Raw genomic sequence first — 20,097 nt, forward strand, 5'->3', positions numbered from 1 at the left:
TTACCTTACCAACTAGCTAATGGGACGCATGCTCATCTTTCACCGTTGTGACTTTAATTACATCTCGATGCCGAGCCGTAATACTATGAGGTATTAATCCAAATTTCTCTGGGCTATCCCTCTGTGAAAGGCAGATTGCATACGCGTTACGCACCCGTGCGCCGGTCTCAAAGTCCGAAGACTTCTACCCCTCGACTTGCATGTGTTAAGCCTGCCGCTAGCGTTCATCCTGAGCCAGGATCAAACTCTTCATCGTATATTTTAATATTATATAATCGATGCTTTATCTATCGGTTCTTTTCGAATCTCGCGATTCTATTACTCTTATATTTTTGTCTCGTTGTTAAACGAGACGGCTGTCAATTCAATATGTCTACGAACGTGTCTTTCTTTTTGTCTTCGCTTGTTTCTCAAAGCGGGTGCAAAACTAAAACTTCTTTTTGTTTCCTGCAAGAAAAATTTAAAGTTTTTTTTGAGAATTTTTTCATCCCAATTTCTTTATTTTTCTTACCAGTCTATCAAGGAACTTTCCGTGTTTTGCGGGGTGCAAATGTAAAAAGCATTTTCAAATCTCACAAGCTTTTTTGAATCTTTTTTTTTCAACTTCTTTCAAAGTTTTGATTCATCGGCTTGTCAGTATTTCAGTGAACGTCTTTCGTTGTTGCGGGTGCAAAAGTACCACCTTTATTTACATTTACAAGCTTTTATTTTGCATTTTTTCCATGTTTTTTCAATCTTTTTCTTAACTGTCTGGTAACAGCTTATTTACAATTTCGCTTTTTTTTGATTCTCTGTAAGCTTTTTCCTTGTACGGCTGTGATTTTGGTAATTTACACCTCTTTTCCTTTGTTGTTTTTGCGGAGTTTTCAGGCTTTTGACTTCTTTTTTAATCTAAATACTCCAAAAACTTCTTTTGAAAACAGCTCCCCTAGCCCCGATAGAAGCGGAAATCCTTTTTGGGGTGGGGTTCACCCCAAAAAGATTGGAGCGGATAGCGGGATTTAGCTCCTTAACAATCTCAAATTCCAAACTAACCGGAATTACGCTGTGTAGACGCACTGCTGTGCGTCTCTACAATTAGATGGGCTGTTGTGCGTGTCTAAAGAAAATTGAGATTCAAATAATCTTGTACATATATACTATATATTATATGTAGAAAAAATAAACCCGACAGGTTTTGAAAATCTGTCGGGTTGAGTACTTATATAATGAGAAATTAATCGAAGCGAATTGCCTTTACTGGAGATATTTTGGTTATTATATATGAAGGAATTAATAACACCAAAAAACATACGGTTATAGTTAATAAATTCAGTAAAGCGATATATCCAAAATTCAAATAAACCGGAGCTTGGTTCACATAATAGTTTTCAGGGTTTAGATGAACTACTCCAAATTGCTGCTGAATAAGAAGCAATGCAATACCGATTAAATTTCCCCAGAACAATCCTCTTACAATTAAATAGAATGCATTATAAAGAAAAACTTTTCGAACAGTCCAGTTATTTGCTCCTATCGCTTTGAGAATTCCTATCATTTGAGTTCGCTCTAAAATAAGAACCAAAAGCGCTACAACCATATTAATTGTAGCTACTAAAATCATTATTCCTAGAATGACTACTATATTAAAATCAAAAAGCTGCAACCAGTCGAAAATATAACTGTATTTTTCTGTAATAGTTTTTGCGTCTAAATTAGACGGTATTTGTTCGTAAATATGATTTCCAGTTTCCTTAATGGTCGTGAAATCTTTTACAAATACCTCAAAGGCTCCTATTTGATCCGGATTCCATTTATTGATTCGCTGAATATGACGAATATCCCCAATTATATATGTGGCATCAAAATCCTGAAATCCCGAACTAAAAATTCCTGCAATTTTAAATCGACGGATATTCGGCAATTTTCCTTGTTCTTCTTTTACGAAAAAGGTATTAAAGCTATCTCCTAATTTTAAATTAAGCCGATCTGCAAGAAATTTCGAAATAATAACTTCTTCATTGAGTGTTTTCGAAAAATCAGGCAATTTTCCTTGTACTAAATACTCTTTTATATTATTCCAATTATAATCTGCTCCTACTCCTTTAAAAACAATTCCTTCAAAAGCATTTTCTGTTCTAATTATTCCTGCTTTACTCGCGATTGCCTGAATGTGACTTACTTCTGGAACGGATTTAAAATTGGGATAAAAATCCTGTTTTTTTGAAATTGGAATTAAAGTTATCTCTGAATTATTATTGTCGTAATTCGAAATAATAATCTGACCATTGAATGCTGAAACTTTTTCACGTATTTTTTGCTGCAGACCAATCCCGGTCGCAACAGAAACTATCATCATAATTATTCCTATTGCAATTGCCGAAATCGCAATTTTAATAATTGGTGCCGATATACTGCTTTTGTAATCTTTTGCAGTGATGAGTCTTTTTGCTATAAAGTATTCTAAATTCAATTTTTAATTTCTGTTATAATTTGTATTTCTTATTTGATTCGAGATTATTCAAAAGTACATCTAAAAAATGTAAAGTATATAATGATAAAGAATAATAGCATTAAATGATTAAAGCGGTAATTTCTTTTTCATTTCTTCCACTATATTATAAGCTGCGGGACAAATTGCTACGTTCTTTAAAGTCAAATCGGCAATTTGGTGAAATTTCTTGCGGTCTGTGTGCGGAAATTCACGACAAGCCTTTGGTCTAACATCATAAATCATACAATAATTTTCACTGTCTAAAAAAGTACATGGAACACTTTGTAATACATAATCCTTATCTTCATCAATACGAAGATACTGCTCAATAAACTGCTGCGGTTTTTGTCTAAAAGATTTTGAAATTCTTTCAATATCGGCCAACGTAAATAGTGGCCCAGTTGTTTTACAACAATTGGCACATTGCAAACAATCCGTTTTTTTAAATTCGGCATCATGCAGATCCTGCATAACGTAATCTAAATTTTTTGGCTGTTTCTTTTTCAGCTTATCAAAATACTTTTTGTTTTCGATATGCTTATCTTTGGCTAACTTATGTAAGTTATTTAAAATTTGTTTCAAGTTTAAAATTTAAAGTTGAGCTGCAAAATTAAACAACTTTAAACTTGAAACCTTAAACTTTGAACTAAAAAACGATGAAAGATCTTTTTGGGAAAGCTATGTATGACTTCCAAACCAATAATTCGCCAGAAGATATTATAACTGAAACCTCTATTTCTGATGAAGATGAAATGAGTGTAGAATATTTGTTTCGATCTTATGATGAAATGCCAAAAATTGAACAAAAAGCTTTGCAGTTAACGATTGGGAAGACTTTAGATGTTGGATGCGGCGCCGGAAGCCATAGTTTATCTTTGCAAAATGATCGTAATTTAGATGTTACTTCCATTGATATTTCTGAAAAAGCTATTGAAACCTGTAAACTTCGAGGTTTGAAAAATATTATTGTTCAGAATATATTAGATTTTGAAGGCACAAAATTCGATACTATTCTTTTATTAATGAACGGCACCGGCATTTTTGGCAAATTAGAAAACTGCAACAAGTATCTATTAAAACTAAAATCTCTTTTAAATCCCGGCGGGCAGATTTTAATTGACAGTTCTGACATCATTTATATGTTTGATGAAGATGAAGACGGTGGCAAATGGATTCCATCTGAAACAGAATATTATGGAGAACTAACTTTTACCATATCATATAAAGGAGAAAAAGAAGAATCTTTTGACTGGTTATATCTTGATTATAACACTCTTCAAAACGCAGCAATTGCAAATGGTTTGAAATGCGAACTCATTATGGAAGGTGAACATTATGATTATTTAGCTAAACTTTCGATATAAAAAATAACACTTTTTGGACAATGACTGAATCAGATTTAGAAAAATTAAAATATCCAATTGGAAAATTCAATGCGCCGGAAACCTACACTTCTGAATATATTTTAAAAAACATTGAAGAGATTGCTTCTTTTGCCGAAAAATTAAAAACAGAAACTACAGGTTTAAACGATGAACAATTAGATACTCCTTACAGACCCGAAGGATGGACAGTTCGACAAGTAATTCATCATTGCGCCGAAAGTCATATGAATTGTTACATCAGATTAAAATGGGCTTTAACAGAAAATAATCCCATTATTAAACCTTATGATGAAAAAATGTGGTCTGAACTACCGGATAGTTTAACGATGCCCATTGCTCCAACATTAAGCTTATTAGAAGGACTGCATTTCAGATTAGCCTACATTATGAAAAATTTATCTAATATTGATTTAGAAAAATCTTTTATCCATCCGGAAAGTAATTCTGAAATGAGATTAAAACAAATTATCGGATTATATGCCTGGCACGGAAATCATCATTTAGCACATATTGTAAATTTAAAAAAATATAAAGGCTGGAAATAAACGAAACGTTTCCTTTTTACACAATGTATATTTATTACATAAAAAAACTCTCCTATTTGGAGAGTTTTTTTATGCCTTAAGGGATATTTAAATATTTATGCGTTTGAAGCGAAACTCTCCATTTTGGATTATTCATTACATAATCAACAATCAAAGGTGTCATTTCTTCTTTTTTACTCCATTCAGGCTGAAGAAACAAAATAGCATTATCATTTACTAATTCTGCCTGCTCTTCTGCAAAAATAAAATCATGCTTATTATAAATAATCACTTTTAACTCATGCGCATTAGCATAGACATCTGCAGTTGGAAGCTTATTTTTCTTTGGAGAAAGACAAATCCAATCCCATGTTCCAGATAACGGATATGCTCCTGAAGTTTCAATATGAACTTTTAAATTTCTATCTTTTAATTTCTGTGTAAGCAGTGTCATATCCCACGTAAGCGGTTCTCCGCCAGTAATCACAACGGTATTAGCATAGCTTGAAGCATTATTTACAATTACATCAATATTTGTTGGCGGATGTAATTCTGCATTCCAACTCTCTTTCACGTCACACCAATGACATCCAACATCGCAACCTCCAATTCTTATGAAGTAAGCAGCAGTTCCGGTATGAAAGCCTTCTCCTTGTATGGTATAAAACTCTTCCATCAAAGGCAGCATTGCTCCTTTATTTACTTCTAATTGTATTTCTTTTGGTAACATTATTTTAATTTAATGTGCAAAGATAGTCAATTAAATACGGAACAAAAAAACCGATAGTTCAAAGAGAACTATCGGTTTAAATAAATTTAGTTTAAAACTATATTATTTTAAAGATTTCACAGACTGTGTAGCATAAGCATTTGTTGGATCTAAAACCAACGTTTTATTGAAATACTCAACTGCTTTTGCTTTATCAGTATTAGCATAACTTGCACCAATACTGTTGTAAGCCTCAACTATTTTTTTAACTGTAGCAGGTTTTGCTAATTCTTCAGCACCTTTTGCAGTAATGTTGGCAACATAAGTTTCGTAATTTTTAACGATTTGATCTTCTTTTTCTAATAAATTACCTATTCTTCCTTTATAAAGATAAGCTTCATCATAAGATGGAGAAGCCACTAAAACTCTGTCGAAAGCAGCATCTGCCTTAGCTAAAGCGGCAGCAACTTCAGGTGAAGCAGCTTTTTTATCTAAGTTTGCATAGTAAAGAGCAATACCATAGTAAACATTATCAGTCAAATAATTTTTTGATTCTGAATTAGAAGAACTTAATTCATAAATAGCTGCAGCCTGTGCCCATTGCTTTTTACCAAATAATTCTTTACCATAATCACCAAGTTCTTCAACTACTAATGGCTCTAATTCAACAGCTTTTTTAATATTAGCAATACCTGCATCAAATGAAGCCTGATCTACAGCACCTTCAGCATTTGTTCCTTTTTTGATTTTTGCTAAACCTAAATACATATAATCACTTCCAATTACTTTGTTTGTTGGAACTTTAATGTAATCTTCAAGAGATTTAATAGCTACATCAACGTTTCCGTTTTCGTAAGCCGCATATCCTAAATATCTAAAAATTCTAGGATTTACTTTATCCTCAGCAATCATTTTATTAGCTACAGTTTCTAAGCTCTTGTAATCTTTTACCAAGATCAAGAAATCTGCATGACGCATTTTAGAATCTAAAGAGTAATCTGTTAAGCTTAAGTATTTCTCGTAGTTTGTAATTGCATTTTGCAAGTTAACTTTAGCTGTAGAAGGTTTGTTTCTTCCCCATTTGTAATATGTTTCAGCTAACTCTCTGTAAACTGGACCATAATTTGGGTTTAAAGCAATAACTTCATTAAAGGCTTTAATAGCTTCATCATATGATTTTGCTCCTTTTAACAAAACTCCTAATTGCATTTTTGCTCTTAAAAGTGTTGGGTCTGCTGTAAAAGCATCACGATAAGCTTTGTAAGCTTCGTTTTGATTATTTGCTCCATAATAAGCATCTCCAATAGCTAAAAGTGCAGTTGCGTTTTGAGGATCAATTGCTAATGCTTTCTTTAAACTTGCGATTGCATTGTTATAATCAGGATTTACTGAATTTGTGTATGCTTTTCCAATGTAAATAAATTCATCTACATCTTTACGTTTCATATCTTTTGTAGCTAAAGCAAAGTTTGCCTGAGCCGCAGCAGCATTTTTATTATCAAGATCTAATTGTCCTAAACCAATATAGTTTAAGTTTTTCTTTTCAGATGCTTCTATTCCGTTTAAATAATAAATCTTAGCAGAGTCAACAACACTTTGATTTAAATATACGTTTCCTAAAACAAAATTTGCTTCTCCATCAGATGGTTTAGCTTTGATGATTGATTTAAGCAACGACTTTGCTTTTTGAAATTGCTCAGCATCTATTGCCTTTTTAGCTTCTTTGATATCTTGCGCTTTTACTACAGAAGCCGAAGCAACTAAGGCAAGACTAAAAATTTTAAATTTATTCATCTTTATTGTAATTAATTTATTCGTTATCTTTTAAAAGTTTATTTCTAATTTGAAGTTTTCTTCCAGGCGTTCTAACTGGCAGTAACCCCGACTTTAAAACTATTCTTTGTCCAATGTCTCCAGCAATGAATGAACCAAAGCCCATTCCTAAGCCATTATACCCTTGGCAATTTATAATAAACAAATCACGTGCCAAAGGATATTTAACTTCAGCTAGGTCATTTTGTGTTGGGCTGTAATATTTATCACTATTCAGACCTTTAACACTCAAAACATTAATTTTTTTCACAACATCAATCATATTTGGTGAAGGCTGTGATAACCAATTAACTCCAACTACACCAATCATTCCTTCATTTTCAGAAACAAATTTGATTACCTCGTCATTTGTTTTAAATGAAAAAACATTTTCTGTTGGAACATTTTGAACTTTAGCCAATTCTTTCATGTATCGAACTGTACTAGAGTTTGGATTATCAAATACAAGACCTCTAATTCCTGTATTTGCTTTTCCTTGCATAAAATCAATTACCGATTTCAACGTAATTAATGTATCATTATTGCTTTTACTCGAAATTAAAGCAATTGCATCTTTTGCAAAGGGAGTAACGCGGGGCTTGATTTTACTTTTTTCAAATCTGCTGATTTCTTCTTTAGTCAGATCTCTGGTTGTTACTACAACTTTAGCTTTCTGATTTAATAAATCATTTATTAATTCAGCTTCAGATTTTGGCTTAACTGTAATTTTAGCACTATAATAAGTTCCTTCAAAAACAGCCACCTGATCGTCAACGATTGGTTTTACAGTTTCATCAACTGTAACATCTAATGTTCCCTTCAAAATGGTTTCTTTATTAGATTCATTCTTACTTTTTTGGTTGCACATGGCAAACAAAAAAACAAAAACAACCAAACCTAAAAACTTACTATACTTCAGCATAATTATTCTGCATTTGAATTAATTAATCTTAAAAAACGGATTGCCGAGTAAACGATTAACAATCCACCAAAGGCATATCTGTATTTAGCCTCCATATTAAGGGGAAGTTTTTCCCAAAACATAATCATTAAACCAAGTACAAGATATATTAAAAAAAACAGTATTCCTAAAACAAGAAGAAATCGCTCTTTGAGCGATTTCTTCTGAATATTATTAAGCATATCTTTTAACATTATTCTGCAGATTGAATAGTAATAGGTAAAGAGTAAAGTACTCTCACTTTTTTACCATTTTGCTCGCCGGGAGTCCATTTTGGACATTTTTTAAGAACACGAATTGCTTCTGCTCCTGTACCATAACCGATATCTCTTAAAACTTTAATATCTGTTAATGACCCGTCTTTTTCAACTACGAAAGTAACGTAAACTTTACCTTTTAGACCTTCTTCTTCTGGAGTCTTGTAATTGTTTCCTACGAATTTGTAGAATTTATCCATACCTCCAGGGAAATCAGGTTTTACTTCGATACCAGCTGTGTTATATACACTGTTATCTTCTTCTACTACCTGAGAAACTGGTCCTTTTCCTACTGGCTCATCTACAGTTAAAACTGCATCTGGATCTCCTTTAATAGTCTCAGAACCTACTTTCTTATCTTTAAGTTCCTCAATTTTTGGAGGATCTTCGGTAACTTCGTTTGCCTTAGCAACAACCGGTTTCACAAACTTCACCTGATCCACTTTTGGTGGTGGTGGTGGTGGTGGTGGTTGATTAGGTTTTACTTCCTCTTTTTTCTTAGGAGGTAATTTTACTGTAGCGATCTTAATATCTTTATTCTCCTCTTCTGTAGAAGAATCTGGTAAGAAGCTTGCAATAAGAGGAGCTGCAACAGCAAAACTAAAGATAATCGAACCTATGATAAGTGCTTTTACCGTAGTTTTTCCGTTCGATTTTCTCAGTTCGTATGCCCCATATATCTTATTACGTCCTTCGAATACGATATCAAGCCACTGATTTTTTATAATATCTAATTTCATTTTTCTTGATTATTAGGATGTTAAAACAAGACAGTCTTACTGTGGTAAACCTGCCAATTTTGCCTCCTCAGGACTAAACTCAGGAACAATTGCATAAGTATCTACTCCAGCAATCGCCATTTCATCCAACATATCAACTAAATTTCTGTAAGTTGATTTTTTAGTTGGTTTGATAATAACGATAATTCCGTTTTTAGGTTTCCCTAAGCTTGCAGAATATTCTAAAACAGATTTTTTTCTTTTTAGAACTTCTCTACGGATACCATCTTTACCATATGCGATATCTTTTGGTCCAGCAATTGGAGATGATAATAATCCCATATAATAAGTTAATTTATTATTTTCTCCCAATATCACTGTCATAGTACGATTCTCATCTACTTTGATATCTTTATTCTTAGTAGGATCGTCGTCTTTATCTGGCAATGACAAATCCATCGATTGAGGTTTTGACAACGATGTGGTTAACATAAAGAATGTGATCAATAAGAATGCCAAATCCACCATAGCCGTTAAATCGACTTTCGAACTTTGCTTTTTGCTTCTTACTTTGCCACCTTTTCCGCCACCACCGTCGCCGGTATTTAATTCAGCCATTTAGTGTATCTTTTTTTAATTAAAAGTCTTTTCCTCTCATTCCAGTAACTAAGTTAAAGGAATTGATTTTCTGATCTTGTAAAATATCCATAATCTTTTTGATTTGAGGATATTCTTCTTTCGCATCTCCCTTTATTGCAATTTGCAATTCTTTGTCATCAAGGTCAATTGTAGCTCTTCTTGAAACCAAAAGCCACTCTTTAAGCTGATTGTCTATAGAATCAAATGGAATTCCAGGTTGATCCGCTTTAACTCTATCAGCAGCTTTCATATCGATGATTTGCTTTAAACTTGTAACTGGTACACCGAAGTCATCCATCAAGGCAAATTTCTCTTTATCTTCTTCTGAAAAAGTTACGCCGAATTTTGCTCCCATTCCTTCAAGAGTTTTTTTACGAATCTCTCTTCCTTTGATATCAAAAAACACTTTACTTTTCCCGTCTTTACCTTTACCTATTGTAATAATTGCCAAATCTGAATCTGGTAATTTACTTTGTACAGTAGAAGAAGGCATATCTACAGGAAGTGCCTCAGGCACCTTAGCAGTAGCGGTCAAGATAAAGAACGTAAGCAAAAGGAACGCAACATCACACATCGCAGTCATATCTGTCGACGTTGACTTCTTTTTCATTTTTATTTTAGCCATTATCTTTTATTTTTTTATTTTGATTATAATTATTTCTAATTATTGATCAAAAATTAATTATTGTCTTAAACTTCCTCTGAATTTTCTGTAAGTATTAACGATTGTAGTACCAGCCTCATCGATAGAGTAAGTTAAATCGTCAATTTTAGCAGTAAAGAAGTTGTAAGAGATGATCGCTAATACAGAAGTAGAGATACCTGTTGCAGTGTTGATAAGTGCCTCAGAGATACCTGTTGCAAGAGCAGCCTGGTCTGGAGTTCCAGCAGAAGCTAACGCACCAAACGCTTTAATCATACCTGATACAGTTCCTAATAATCCTCCTAATGTACCTAAAGATACTAAAGTAGAGATAATAGTCATATTTTTTTCTAACATTGGCATTTCTAATGAAGTTGCCTCTTCAATTTCTTTGTGGATTACTTCTGAAGCTTCTTCGCTGTTGAATCCTTCTTTTTTAACGTCTTGGTATTTAATCAAAGCAGATTTAATTGCATTTGCAACTGAACCTTGTTGTTTGTCACATGAAGCGATAGCAGCCTCGATGTTTCCTTCTTTGATACTTCCTTGTACACTTCTCATGAATGCATCTAAGTTAGCTTTTCCAGCAGCTTTGCTGATAACTGTGAATCTTTCAATAGAAAAAACAACAACCATTAAGAACATACCTAATAATGCTGGTACAATGAAACCTCCTTTATATACCATACCTAAAGTATTGATTGGGTGACCAGTTTCAGGATTCCCTCCTTCAAAGTTAGCAGGAGAACCCATCACGAATTTCCAAATAATAATCCCAACTAAGATACACGCTACAATAATGATCCCTGTAATCATTCCTCCCCCATTTGAAGTGCTCTCTTTTTTAACTTTAACGTTTGCCATTTTTTTAAATTTTAATAGTTTTAAATAATTTTTATTTTTTAGTTATATTTAACTTGTAGGGTAGCAAATTTATACGTTTAGTTTAAATAAAAAAACTTTTTTTAATTTTATTGAAGGAAATTTAACGTCAATTTAAAAAATATCTCATTAATTTGCCGTGATCATTTTTATGATAAAACAAAAATAAAGGCGAATAATAAAAAATTTACAACGTTTTAGTAAATATTCAAACAATCCTTTGAAATGTTCTTAAAAAGCTGCGAAATTATTTTTTATGTATTTTTCAATCAAAAACGGCATTTTCCTACTAAAAAAAAGACGCTAAATTTGTTAAAAAAACAAGCAAAACTCTTATAATCATCTAAATTACAAATAAAACATGAATAAAAAGGACAATTTCATTCAAGACATTAATAATGGATACTCCGCCAAAGGCGACTCTATAACGCTTGGAGGTGCAATTTTAGATGGAGAAGCTATTGCTGAGGCACATGTAAAAATTCCTCTCAAAACATTAAATCGTCATGGACTTATTGCCGGCGCAACCGGAACCGGAAAAACGAAAACAATCCAGGTTTTTTCTGAGCAGCTCTCTAATGCCGGAATTCCTGTTTTAATGATGGATATAAAGGGGGATTTCAGCGGTATTGCAAAAGAAGGAAAAGAAGAAGGTTTTATTACAGAACGCCATGCCAAAATAAACCTGCCTTATAATGTAAGTGCGTTCCCTGTTGAATTAATGTCGCTGTCTAAACAAAACGGAGTTCGTCTGCGCGCCACGGTTTCAGAATTTGGTCCGGTTTTATTTTCAAGAATTTTAGATTTAAATGATACTCAGGCTGGAGTTGTCGCGGTTATCTTTAAATATTGCGATGATAAACAAATGCCTCTTTTAGATTTAAAAGACATTAAAAAAGTAATCAATTATATTACCGAAGAAGGTAAGGAAGAAATCGCAGCAAGCTATGGCAAAATATCTACTGCTACTACAGGAACTATTCTTCGAAAAATTATCGAATTAGAACAGCAGGGCGGTGATTTGTTTTTTGGTGAATTGTCTTTTGAAACCGATGATTTAATGAGAATCGATGAAAACGGAAAAGGATACGTAAATATTATCCGTTTAACAGACATTCAGGATAAGCCAAAATTGTTCTCTACTTTTATGTTAAGCCTCTTAGCAGAAATCTATCAAAAAATGCCTGAAAAAGGTGATGCCGAACAGCCAGAGCTGGTCATTTTTATAGATGAAGCACACTTAATTTTTAACGAAGCCAGCAAAGCATTATTAGAACAAATTGAAACGATTGTAAAATTAATTCGTTCAAAAGGTGTGGGTATTTATTTTGTAACTCAAAACCCAATGGATGTTCCAAGCGGTGTTTTAGCACAATTAGGATTAAAGATTCAGCATGCACTTAGAGCTTTTACAGCAAACGACAGACAGGCCATTAAAAAAACGGCCGATAATTATCCTACTTCTCAATATTATAAAACTGATGAACTTCTTACTGGTTTAGGAATTGGAGAAGCCTTGGTTACAGCCCTAAACGAAAAAGGTATTCCAACTCCGCTTGTTGCCACTATGATGCGCGCACCACAAAGCCGAATGGATATTTTAACTCCTGCAGAAATTGATGAAATAAACAATAAATCAAAACTGGTTAAGAAATACGAGGAAGAAATTGACCGCGAAAGTGCTTTTGAAATTCTAACTAAGAAAATAAACGATGCAAATGAAGCTGCCGCACAACGCCAAGAACAAGCTCCCGCGAAATCTTCAAAAGCAGAACCAAGCACTACAGAAGTAGTAACCAAATCAGTTATAAAAGTGGTTACAAGCGCAACTTTTATAAGAGGCGTATTTGGAGTTTTATCAAAATTTTTAAAGAAATAAAAATCACATTATATATTAAGGTATAAATAACAAACCCGATAGTTCGAAAATTATCGGGTTTTTATCTTATAAATATTAAGCTTAAAAGAATATCTACACCTTTAAAGATTACGCATTTTGAAGCAATTCCAGAATTTTATTTTCAACTTCGGGTGTGTCCCAAATTTTTTCAATATTATCTAATTTTAAAACTTCTTCCATAATTCCGTTTTGGAAATCACCAATAGCAAGAGCCTCGGCATACGGGCGGTCGCTAAAAGTAACACGACTGTAAAGCGGAATCCATTTATCCGGATGTTTATCTGAGAATACTTTTTCTATTTTCTTTTGTAATAAGAATTTTTCATCTGCTGTTTTAGTGCTCATTTCCATGAAATTTCGGTACGATAATTCAGCAATAGCATCAGCATTTGGTTTACGTGAAATTTGATATTCAGTGAAGATTTTTTTCCAGTCATCTCCAAATTTTTCGATCATTTCGTTTAAAACCGTAATATCTTCAAAACCGGCGTTCATTCCCTGTCCGTAAAACGGAACAATGGCGTGGCAGGCGTCTCCAATTAAAGCAATTTTATTTTCGTAAGTCCATGGAAAACATTTCATGGTTACCAAAGTACTGGTTGGATTTTTAAAGAAATCATTTGCCAGTTCAGGAATTACTTCAATAGAATCCGGGAAGTTTTTTTCGAAGAAATCTTCTACCATTTTTCTATCTGTAAGTGATTCAAAAGAATTATCGCCTTCAAAAGGCATAAACAACGTACAGGTAAAACTTCCGTCAAGATTAGGAAGTGCAATTAACATATACTCGCCTCTAGGCCAAATATGAAAAGAGTTTTTATCTAATTTGTGAGTTCCGTTGGCATTGGCAGGAATATTCAATTCCTTATATCCCATATTTAAAAATTCCTGAGAATAGTTAAACATACTCTGACGCTGCATTCTGTGACGGATTCTCGAAAAAGCACCATCGGCACCAAAAACCATATCATATTTTCTTTCTTCCCACTCGCCTCTTTCAGTCTCACCTATATGTAAAGTTGCATCGCTCAGCGTTACATCCCAGATTTTTTGTTCAAAGTGAAATTCGGCTCCGGCATTTTCGGCCAAATCAATCATTTTTCGATTTAATCTTCCTCTTGAAATAGAATAAATCGACTCACCTTCTTGTCCGTAATTCTGAAAATTCAGTTTATCTACTAAATGAATGGCGCGTTTGTCCATAGGAATTGCAATTTCTCGAACCGCATCGCCCACTCCAACTGCATCAAGTGCTTTCCAGCCTCGGTTAGACATTGCCAAATTAATGGAACGTCCAGAAAAATTTATTTTGCGAATATCAGGACTGCGATCATAAACATGAACCGTGTGACCTGCTTTTTTAAGATAAATTGCCAGAAGCGATCCTACAAGTCCAGAACCAACAACAGCAATTTTTAGTGAAGTTTGCATCGAGGGAAATCTAATATTGGGTCGTAAAAATAACTAATAATTGTACATGAGCTTTAAAATAACGCAATTATTTACTGTTGAAGTTCCTAAAGAAGCTTTAAATCATACAGGTTTTCAACAAAAAACCGAATTAGACAGTCTAATTTATTTCAGATTGTGTTTTTATAACAAATTGTTATTTTAATCGATTTATTCAAAAAAATTAAACAACTATTTTCGCTTTTATAAAATAGAAATCATGAACAGCGAAATATTACAATCAGCCATCATCTTAGAAAATGAAAAAGTGCTTTTAATTCCTTTTGAAAATGAACGAAATATTGAACTCAAAGAAATTATTTTTGATGACGAAATCTGGAAATACATGGGAATGTATGTGAGAAACAATCAGGATTTTGAAAATTACATTCAAAGCACATTAAAACAAAAAGAAGCTGGAATTTGTTATCCATTCCTAATTATCGATAAAGCGACAAATAGAATAGCCGGAAGTACTCGTTACGGCTATTTAAATCACGCAAGTCAAAAATGTGAAATTGGCTGGACCTGGTATGGAAAAGATTTTCAAGGAACAGGATTAAACAAAGCCTGTAAATATGAATTGCTGAATTTTGGTTTCGAAAATATTCAGTTTAAAAGAATACAATTCAGTGCCGATCTTGAAAACATAAGATCACAACGCGCCATTGAAAATCTAGGAGCTTTAAAAGAAGGTTTGTTCCGAAATAATTATGTTGATTCTGAAGGAAACAGTAAAGATGATGTTTATTACAGCATTATTTTAGAAGAATGGCAAAGCACGAAACGAGATTATTTTGAAGAGTTTGTTTAAAATACAGTAATTTAGTCTGCATTTATAAGACTCTAAATCATTCGCAGACTAAATTTCAAATGCAGTTATATTCAGAATATTATGTAAGCCCAAAAGCCGAAAGGTTTGTCAATAAAATATGGTGTCTGGATAACAGCATCGGCGAAAGCCTGATCGAAAACAAACTAGTTCTGCCAAACGGATGTTTTAATCTGGCTTTTATAACCGGAAATTCTATCGAAGTTCACACAAGCAAAATGAAATATGAAATGGGCGAAGGGATTTACTTTTGCTCGCAAATGACCAATAAAGTTTTGGTAAATATGCAGCCAAAAACCAAGGTTATTATTCTTCAGTTTCATACTTGGACACTTTCTATGTTTTCAAAATATGATTTGAGTGATTTTTTAGACTCCATTATTAAAATTAATACCGAAGAACTTCCTTTTAAAACTCAGATTGATTCAGATATTGAAAGCCTATTAAACACAATTAATATTTATTTTGAAGAATTGTCTGGCTTACATTCAGAGAAAAATGTAATTGAAAAAATCTGTGAGATTATTAAAAGTCAGGAAGAAGAAATTTCAGTTTCAGAAATCAGCCGTGATTTAAAATTATCACAACGATTACTTCAAATAAAATTTAAAACCGCAACGGGATTAACGATTAAAAAGTACATTCAAATTATGAAGTTCAGAAAATCAGTTGACCAAATGGTGAATTCTGATTTGGAAAAACTCAAATTAACCGATGTTGCTCTTTATAATAAGTATTTTGATCAGTCGCATTTTATAAAGAAATTTAAAGATGTAACTAAAACTACTCCTAAAATGTTCGATCCTAAATCGTATTTTCTTTCTCATAAAAGATAAAATTTCGCATTTGTACAATTTTGTGAATAATGATTGATTTAATTTTGCAAAATCATCAATCATCAAATCACGCAAATGAAAATCAATCGTTCTTTTTTTCAATTGAAAACACTTTTAGTTGGAATTCTATTCTTTCAAATCCAATTTGGATTTTCTCAGGAAAACGAAAACTCAGCATTGTATAAAACCATTATGTCAAAAGACAGTCTTTTGTTCAATATTGGTTTTAATACCTGCGACGTAAAACAATTTGAAAATCTTTATACCGAAGATTTTGAGTTTTATCATGACAAAGACAGTATTTCTGATAAAGCCCGATTTTTAAAAACACTTAAAAGCGGGATTTGTTCTCCAACCCGAAAATACAATTATCGCAGGGAATTAATTAAAGGAAGCACCGAAATTTATCCGTTATACAAAAACGGCATTTTGTATGGTTCTATACAAATGGGCGTTCATAGATTTTACGAAAGTTCAGAAGGCAATTCTGAACAGGCAGGAAGCTTTGCTAAATTCACGCATTTGTGGCTTTTAAAAAATAAAGAATGGAAACTTGCGCGTTCGCTTAGTTACAATCATCAAATGACTAGTTCTACAGCCGGAAAATCAAACTTATTTGATAATGATGCAGAAACAGAAAAATGGCTCAAAGAAAACAATATTCCTGCTTTGGGAATTGGAATTATTACTGATGGAAAACTAAAACAGGTAAAAGTTTTTGGAGAAATTAAAAAAGGAATTTCGGCACCGTACAATACAATATGGAATGTTGCTTCTTTAACAAAACCTATAACAGCCATTACTGCTTTAAAATTAGTGAGCGCCGGAAAATGGGATCTTGACGAACCGTTGTATAAATACTGGACAGATCCTGATATTGCAAAAGATCCGTATTTAAAATTATTGACAACGCGAATTGTTCTGAGCCACCAGACTGGTTTTCCTAACTGGAGGGATTTTAACGAATCTAAAAAGCTGGATTTTAAATTTAAACCCGGAACTCAATATCAATATTCAGGAGAAGGTTTTGAATATCTGCGAAAAGCTCTCGAGAAAAAATTCAATAAAACATTAGATCAACTGGCTTCAGAATTAGTTTTTGAACCTTTAAAAATGAACGATTCTCAGTTAATCTGGAATGATAAAATCGATCTTTCGCGTTATGCCATTGGTTATGACAATAAGGGAAATGCTTATGAACCAACAAAAAACAAATCTGTAAATGCTGCCGACGATTTATTAACTACAATTGAAGATTACAGCAAATTTTTATGCAGTATTATGAATAGCGAAGGCTTAAATAAAAAAGTTTTTGATGAAATGAAATCGCATCAGGTTTCGACAAAAAAGAATAAATACTTTGGTCTTGGTTTTGAAATTTACGATTTAGGAAATGATAATTATGCTTTATCGCACGGCGGTGCAGACAAAGGCGTACAGACTATTTTTATTTTACTTCCTAAAACAAAACAAGGTTTGTTAATTTTTACCAATGTTGATGACGGGTATAAAGTTTATGAAAACATTGTAACTCATTATCTGGGAGAAAATGGTCAAAAAATAGTTGATATAGAAACCAAGTAAAATCTTAAATCAAAATTAGTATGATAAAGCTTTTTATACTTATTCTGATGTTTTTAAGCAAAATCATATAGAATAATCAACATTAAGATTGTAAATAAAAATTAAAAGCGAATTCTGTTAGTTATGAGCATAAACTCTCACACTTTCTTTTAAGTTTATGCTCGAATTCGTCACGATTGAAAAATAAAAATGAAAAAAAACGATTATTTGTGAAACCAAAAGCAAAATCAATCGTCTAAGATTTTAACGGCTTAGATTAAATTCAAATAAAAAAAATCGTAATTTCGATTCAACTTACTGATTATCTAAAAGTTACAAAGTTTCAATCATCAATCAACTAAACGAATCATTTTAATTTTAACCATCATCATTCATCATGAAACAATTAATCAAACCAGTTGTAATCTGCTTAATATTGCTTTTTACTTCAACAATTTTTGCGCAGAATAAAGCTCAGCAAATCGAACAGCTTTTAGCAAAATACAACGAGTACGGTCAATTTAACGGATCGGCTTTAGTGGCCGAAAACGGAAAAGTTATTTTTAAAAAAGGTTTCGGATCTGCTAATATGGAATGGGATATTCCAAACCAGCCAGACACTAAGTTTAGACTAGGTTCTATAAGCAAACAATTTACGGCCCTTTTAATCGTAAAACTTGCCGAAGAAGGAAAAATAAAACTAGACGTTCCCGTTACAACTTATATTCAGGATTATCCAAAAGAAAACGGAAGCAGAATAACGATTCATAATTTATTGACTCATACATCTGGAATTCCAAATTATACAAATGCACCAAACTTTTTAAAAGAAAAAGCCAGAAATCCGTATTCTCCTGCTGATTTTGTAAAAACATTTTGGAATCTTCCGCTTGAGTTTACTCCAGGCGAAAAATTCAATTACAGCAATTCAGGATATTTTTTATTAGGATATATTATCGAAAAAGTTACAGGCAAAACCTATGAGCAGTATTTACAGGAAACCATTTTTACACCTTTAAAAATGGTGAATTCAGGTTATGACCACAGCGATGTTATTTTAAAAAACAGAGCTGCCGGTTATGAGAAAAATGGAAAAGTAATTGTAAATGCTTCTTATCTTGATATGAGTATTCCTTATGCTGCCGGTTCATTATACTCAACTGTAGAAGATTTATATCTTTGGGATCAGGCTCTTTATACCAATAAACTGCTTTCAGAAAAATCTATGGAATCTTTGTTTAAACCTTACATAAAAGCATGGGGCGATGAATTTTATGGTTATGGATGGTCAATTGAAGATGTAAATAACGGAGATAAAGGCAAATTAAAAGTTATTGAACATGGAGGCGGAATCAACGGATTTAACACTATTATTTCTCGTATTCCTGCTGATAAAAATCTGGTAGTTTTATTAAACAATACAGGAGGAACTGTTTTGGGTGAAATGAACGATGCTATTCGTGCTATTTTATACAATCAGCCGTTTAATCAGCCAAAAAAATCAATGGCTCTTGATTTATTAGACATTTATGCGAATAAAGGCGTAACAGGCGGAAATGAAGCGTACAAAAAATTAAAAAACGATCCAACTTATGCTATTAAAGAAGGCGATATGAACAGAGTTGGATATCAGTTGCTGCAGGAAGGAAAAAAGAAAGAAGCTATCGAAGTTTTTAAAATCAACGTTGAAGCTTTTCCAAAATCAGGAAATGTATATGATAGTTTAGGAGAAGCTTATTTAGCCGACGGCGATAAGAAAATGGCTATTGCTAATTATTCTAAATCGGTTGAATTAGATCCTTCAAATGAAGGAGGTAAAAAAGTATTAGAAGAACTTTCAAAAAACAAAACAAAGTAATCTAAATTACACTTTATATAAATTAACTCGGCTGGAATTGCATCAATGCGTTTCCAGCCGAGTTTTTTTGTTACAATTTCTAACATTCAAATTCGATGATTTAATTATTTAAAATACTATTTTAGCCGTACCCAAAATAATAATTTAACCTATGAAAAATTCTAAAAAGTACAGTTTTCTGGCTGTATTGTTCTGCCTGTTTATTTCTTCTAAAAGTGTATCGCAAACTAATTATACCGGTGTCGCAATGCCATCACAGCAAAACAAAATTATTATAGACAAAATCGTTGAAGCGGTGCATTATAAAAATTACGTTATTGATTTTTGTGTATCTAAAATTAAAGAGGCATCTGCCAAAGAAAAATGGAACGAACAAAAAGCAACACAGATTACGGAAAGCATTAATTATAAAAACTTCAAAGATGCCGTTTATAACAGTTTTGTTGTTTTTGATGAAGTTGAACTGGAAACATTATTAAAAGCATACGAAAGCGATACTGCTTATCAGACTATAAATGTCATGACCAACAATAAAGTACTTATTAATAATTTGAAGATTTTTGCCAGCGATATTGTTAAGGGGAAATATGTTATTCAATAAAGGTTCTGAGGTTCTGAGCGGCTAAGATACTGAGTTGCTAAGTTTCTAATTTTC

General features: G+C 32.7%; 19 protein-coding genes and 1 rRNA gene. 8 read left to right on the top strand and 12 right to left on the bottom strand.

Annotation, left to right across the window (positions count from 1 at the left end; genetic code table 11):
- The 3 genes from ABD859_RS02855 to ABD859_RS02865 all read right to left on the bottom strand — a co-directional run.
- Positions 1-256: ribosomal RNA gene (locus ABD859_RS02855) — 16S ribosomal RNA — on the bottom strand; the annotation flags it as partial.
- A 960-nt stretch (positions 257-1,216) separates the two neighbouring features.
- Positions 1,217-2,452, bottom strand: coding sequence for an ABC transporter permease (locus ABD859_RS02860; RefSeq protein WP_345140002.1), 1,236 nt, complete (start codon positions 2,450-2,452; stop codon positions 1,217-1,219).
- A 108-nt stretch (positions 2,453-2,560) separates the two neighbouring features.
- Complete coding sequence (locus ABD859_RS02865; protein WP_345140004.1) at positions 2,561-3,055, bottom strand: YkgJ family cysteine cluster protein; 495 nt, start codon at positions 3,053-3,055, stop codon at positions 2,561-2,563.
- A 74-nt stretch (positions 3,056-3,129) separates the two neighbouring features.
- Between ABD859_RS02865 and ABD859_RS02870 the strand changes: the two genes are divergently transcribed.
- Together ABD859_RS02870 and ABD859_RS02875 are read left to right on the top strand one after the other, a co-directional pair.
- Positions 3,130-3,837, top strand: coding sequence for a class I SAM-dependent methyltransferase (locus ABD859_RS02870; RefSeq protein ID WP_345140006.1), 708 nt, complete (start codon positions 3,130-3,132; stop codon positions 3,835-3,837).
- Positions 3,838-3,857: 20 nt separating this feature from the next.
- Complete coding sequence (locus ABD859_RS02875; protein ID WP_345140008.1) at positions 3,858-4,403, top strand: YfiT family bacillithiol transferase; 546 nt, start codon at positions 3,858-3,860, stop codon at positions 4,401-4,403.
- A 76-nt stretch (positions 4,404-4,479) separates the two neighbouring features.
- Here ABD859_RS02875 and ABD859_RS02880 read toward each other — a convergent pair whose 3' ends face one another.
- From ABD859_RS02880 to ABD859_RS02915, 8 genes are all read right to left on the bottom strand, one after another.
- Positions 4,480-5,112 (bottom strand): 7-carboxy-7-deazaguanine synthase QueE, encoded by a 633-nt coding sequence (locus ABD859_RS02880; protein ID WP_345140010.1) that lies wholly within the window; start codon positions 5,110-5,112, stop codon positions 4,480-4,482.
- A gap of 102 nt (positions 5,113-5,214) precedes the next feature.
- The gene (locus ABD859_RS02885) at positions 5,215-6,885 is read right to left on the bottom strand and encodes a tetratricopeptide repeat protein (protein ID WP_345140013.1); all 1,671 of its coding nucleotides are present in this window, start codon (positions 6,883-6,885) and stop codon (positions 5,215-5,217) included.
- Positions 6,886-6,901: 16 nt separating this feature from the next.
- Entirely contained in the window at positions 6,902-7,825 is a 924-nt protein-coding gene (locus ABD859_RS02890) for a PstS family phosphate ABC transporter substrate-binding protein (RefSeq protein ID WP_345140015.1), read from the bottom strand.
- A gap of 2 nt (positions 7,826-7,827) precedes the next feature.
- A complete protein-coding gene (locus ABD859_RS02895; protein ID WP_345140018.1) occupies positions 7,828-8,058 on the bottom strand; it encodes a hypothetical protein in 231 nt (76 codons plus the stop codon).
- A complete protein-coding gene (locus ABD859_RS02900; RefSeq protein ID WP_345140021.1) occupies positions 8,058-8,861 on the bottom strand; it encodes an energy transducer TonB in 804 nt (267 codons plus the stop codon). The genes ABD859_RS02895 and ABD859_RS02900 overlap by 1 nt, the downstream gene beginning before the upstream one ends.
- 36 nt (positions 8,862-8,897) lie before the next feature.
- The gene (locus ABD859_RS02905; RefSeq protein WP_345140023.1) at positions 8,898-9,458 is read right to left on the bottom strand and encodes an ExbD/TolR family protein; all 561 of its coding nucleotides are present in this window, start codon (positions 9,456-9,458) and stop codon (positions 8,898-8,900) included.
- Between the two features lie 19 nt (positions 9,459-9,477).
- Positions 9,478-10,104 carry an ExbD/TolR family protein gene (locus ABD859_RS02910; protein ID WP_345140026.1) on the bottom strand — a complete coding sequence of 209 codons (627 nt, stop codon included), beginning with the start codon at positions 10,102-10,104 and terminating at the stop codon, positions 9,478-9,480.
- 57 nt (positions 10,105-10,161) lie between these two features.
- A complete protein-coding gene (locus ABD859_RS02915) occupies positions 10,162-10,986 on the bottom strand; it encodes a MotA/TolQ/ExbB proton channel family protein (protein WP_345140028.1) in 825 nt (274 codons plus the stop codon).
- 379 nt (positions 10,987-11,365) lie between these two features.
- On the opposite strand from ABD859_RS02915, the gene ABD859_RS02920 reads away from it, so the two are divergent.
- Complete coding sequence (locus ABD859_RS02920) at positions 11,366-12,883, top strand: helicase HerA-like domain-containing protein (RefSeq protein ID WP_345140031.1); 1,518 nt, start codon at positions 11,366-11,368, stop codon at positions 12,881-12,883.
- A gap of 108 nt (positions 12,884-12,991) precedes the next feature.
- On the opposite strand, the gene ABD859_RS02925 is transcribed toward ABD859_RS02920, so the two are convergent.
- On the bottom strand, positions 12,992-14,335 hold the full coding sequence (locus tag ABD859_RS02925) for an FAD-dependent oxidoreductase (protein WP_345140033.1): 1,344 nt from the start codon (positions 14,333-14,335) through the stop codon (positions 12,992-12,994).
- Between the two features lie 238 nt (positions 14,336-14,573).
- On the opposite strand from ABD859_RS02925, the gene ABD859_RS02930 reads away from it, so the two are divergent.
- From ABD859_RS02930 to ABD859_RS02950, 5 genes are all read left to right on the top strand, one after another.
- The gene (locus ABD859_RS02930) at positions 14,574-15,167 is read left to right on the top strand and encodes a GNAT family N-acetyltransferase (RefSeq protein ID WP_345140036.1); all 594 of its coding nucleotides are present in this window, start codon (positions 14,574-14,576) and stop codon (positions 15,165-15,167) included.
- A gap of 59 nt (positions 15,168-15,226) precedes the next feature.
- Positions 15,227-16,021 (top strand): helix-turn-helix domain-containing protein, encoded by a 795-nt coding sequence (locus ABD859_RS02935; RefSeq protein ID WP_345140038.1) that lies wholly within the window; start codon positions 15,227-15,229, stop codon positions 16,019-16,021.
- Between the two features lie 75 nt (positions 16,022-16,096).
- The gene (locus tag ABD859_RS02940) at positions 16,097-17,605 is read left to right on the top strand and encodes a serine hydrolase domain-containing protein (RefSeq protein WP_345140040.1); all 1,509 of its coding nucleotides are present in this window, start codon (positions 16,097-16,099) and stop codon (positions 17,603-17,605) included.
- Positions 17,606-17,981: 376 nt separating this feature from the next.
- A complete protein-coding gene (locus ABD859_RS02945) occupies positions 17,982-19,442 on the top strand; it encodes a serine hydrolase (protein WP_345140043.1) in 1,461 nt (486 codons plus the stop codon).
- A 151-nt stretch (positions 19,443-19,593) separates the two neighbouring features.
- Positions 19,594-20,043: a hypothetical protein gene (locus ABD859_RS02950; protein WP_345140045.1), complete on the top strand. Its 450-nt coding sequence runs from the start codon at positions 19,594-19,596 to the stop codon at positions 20,041-20,043.
- The last annotated feature ends 54 nt before the right edge of the window (positions 20,044-20,097 follow it).

This window comes from Flavobacterium ginsengiterrae, assembly GCF_039539785.1.
In the GTDB taxonomy this organism is placed as follows: Bacteria; Bacteroidota; Bacteroidia; order Flavobacteriales; family Flavobacteriaceae; genus Flavobacterium; species Flavobacterium ginsengiterrae.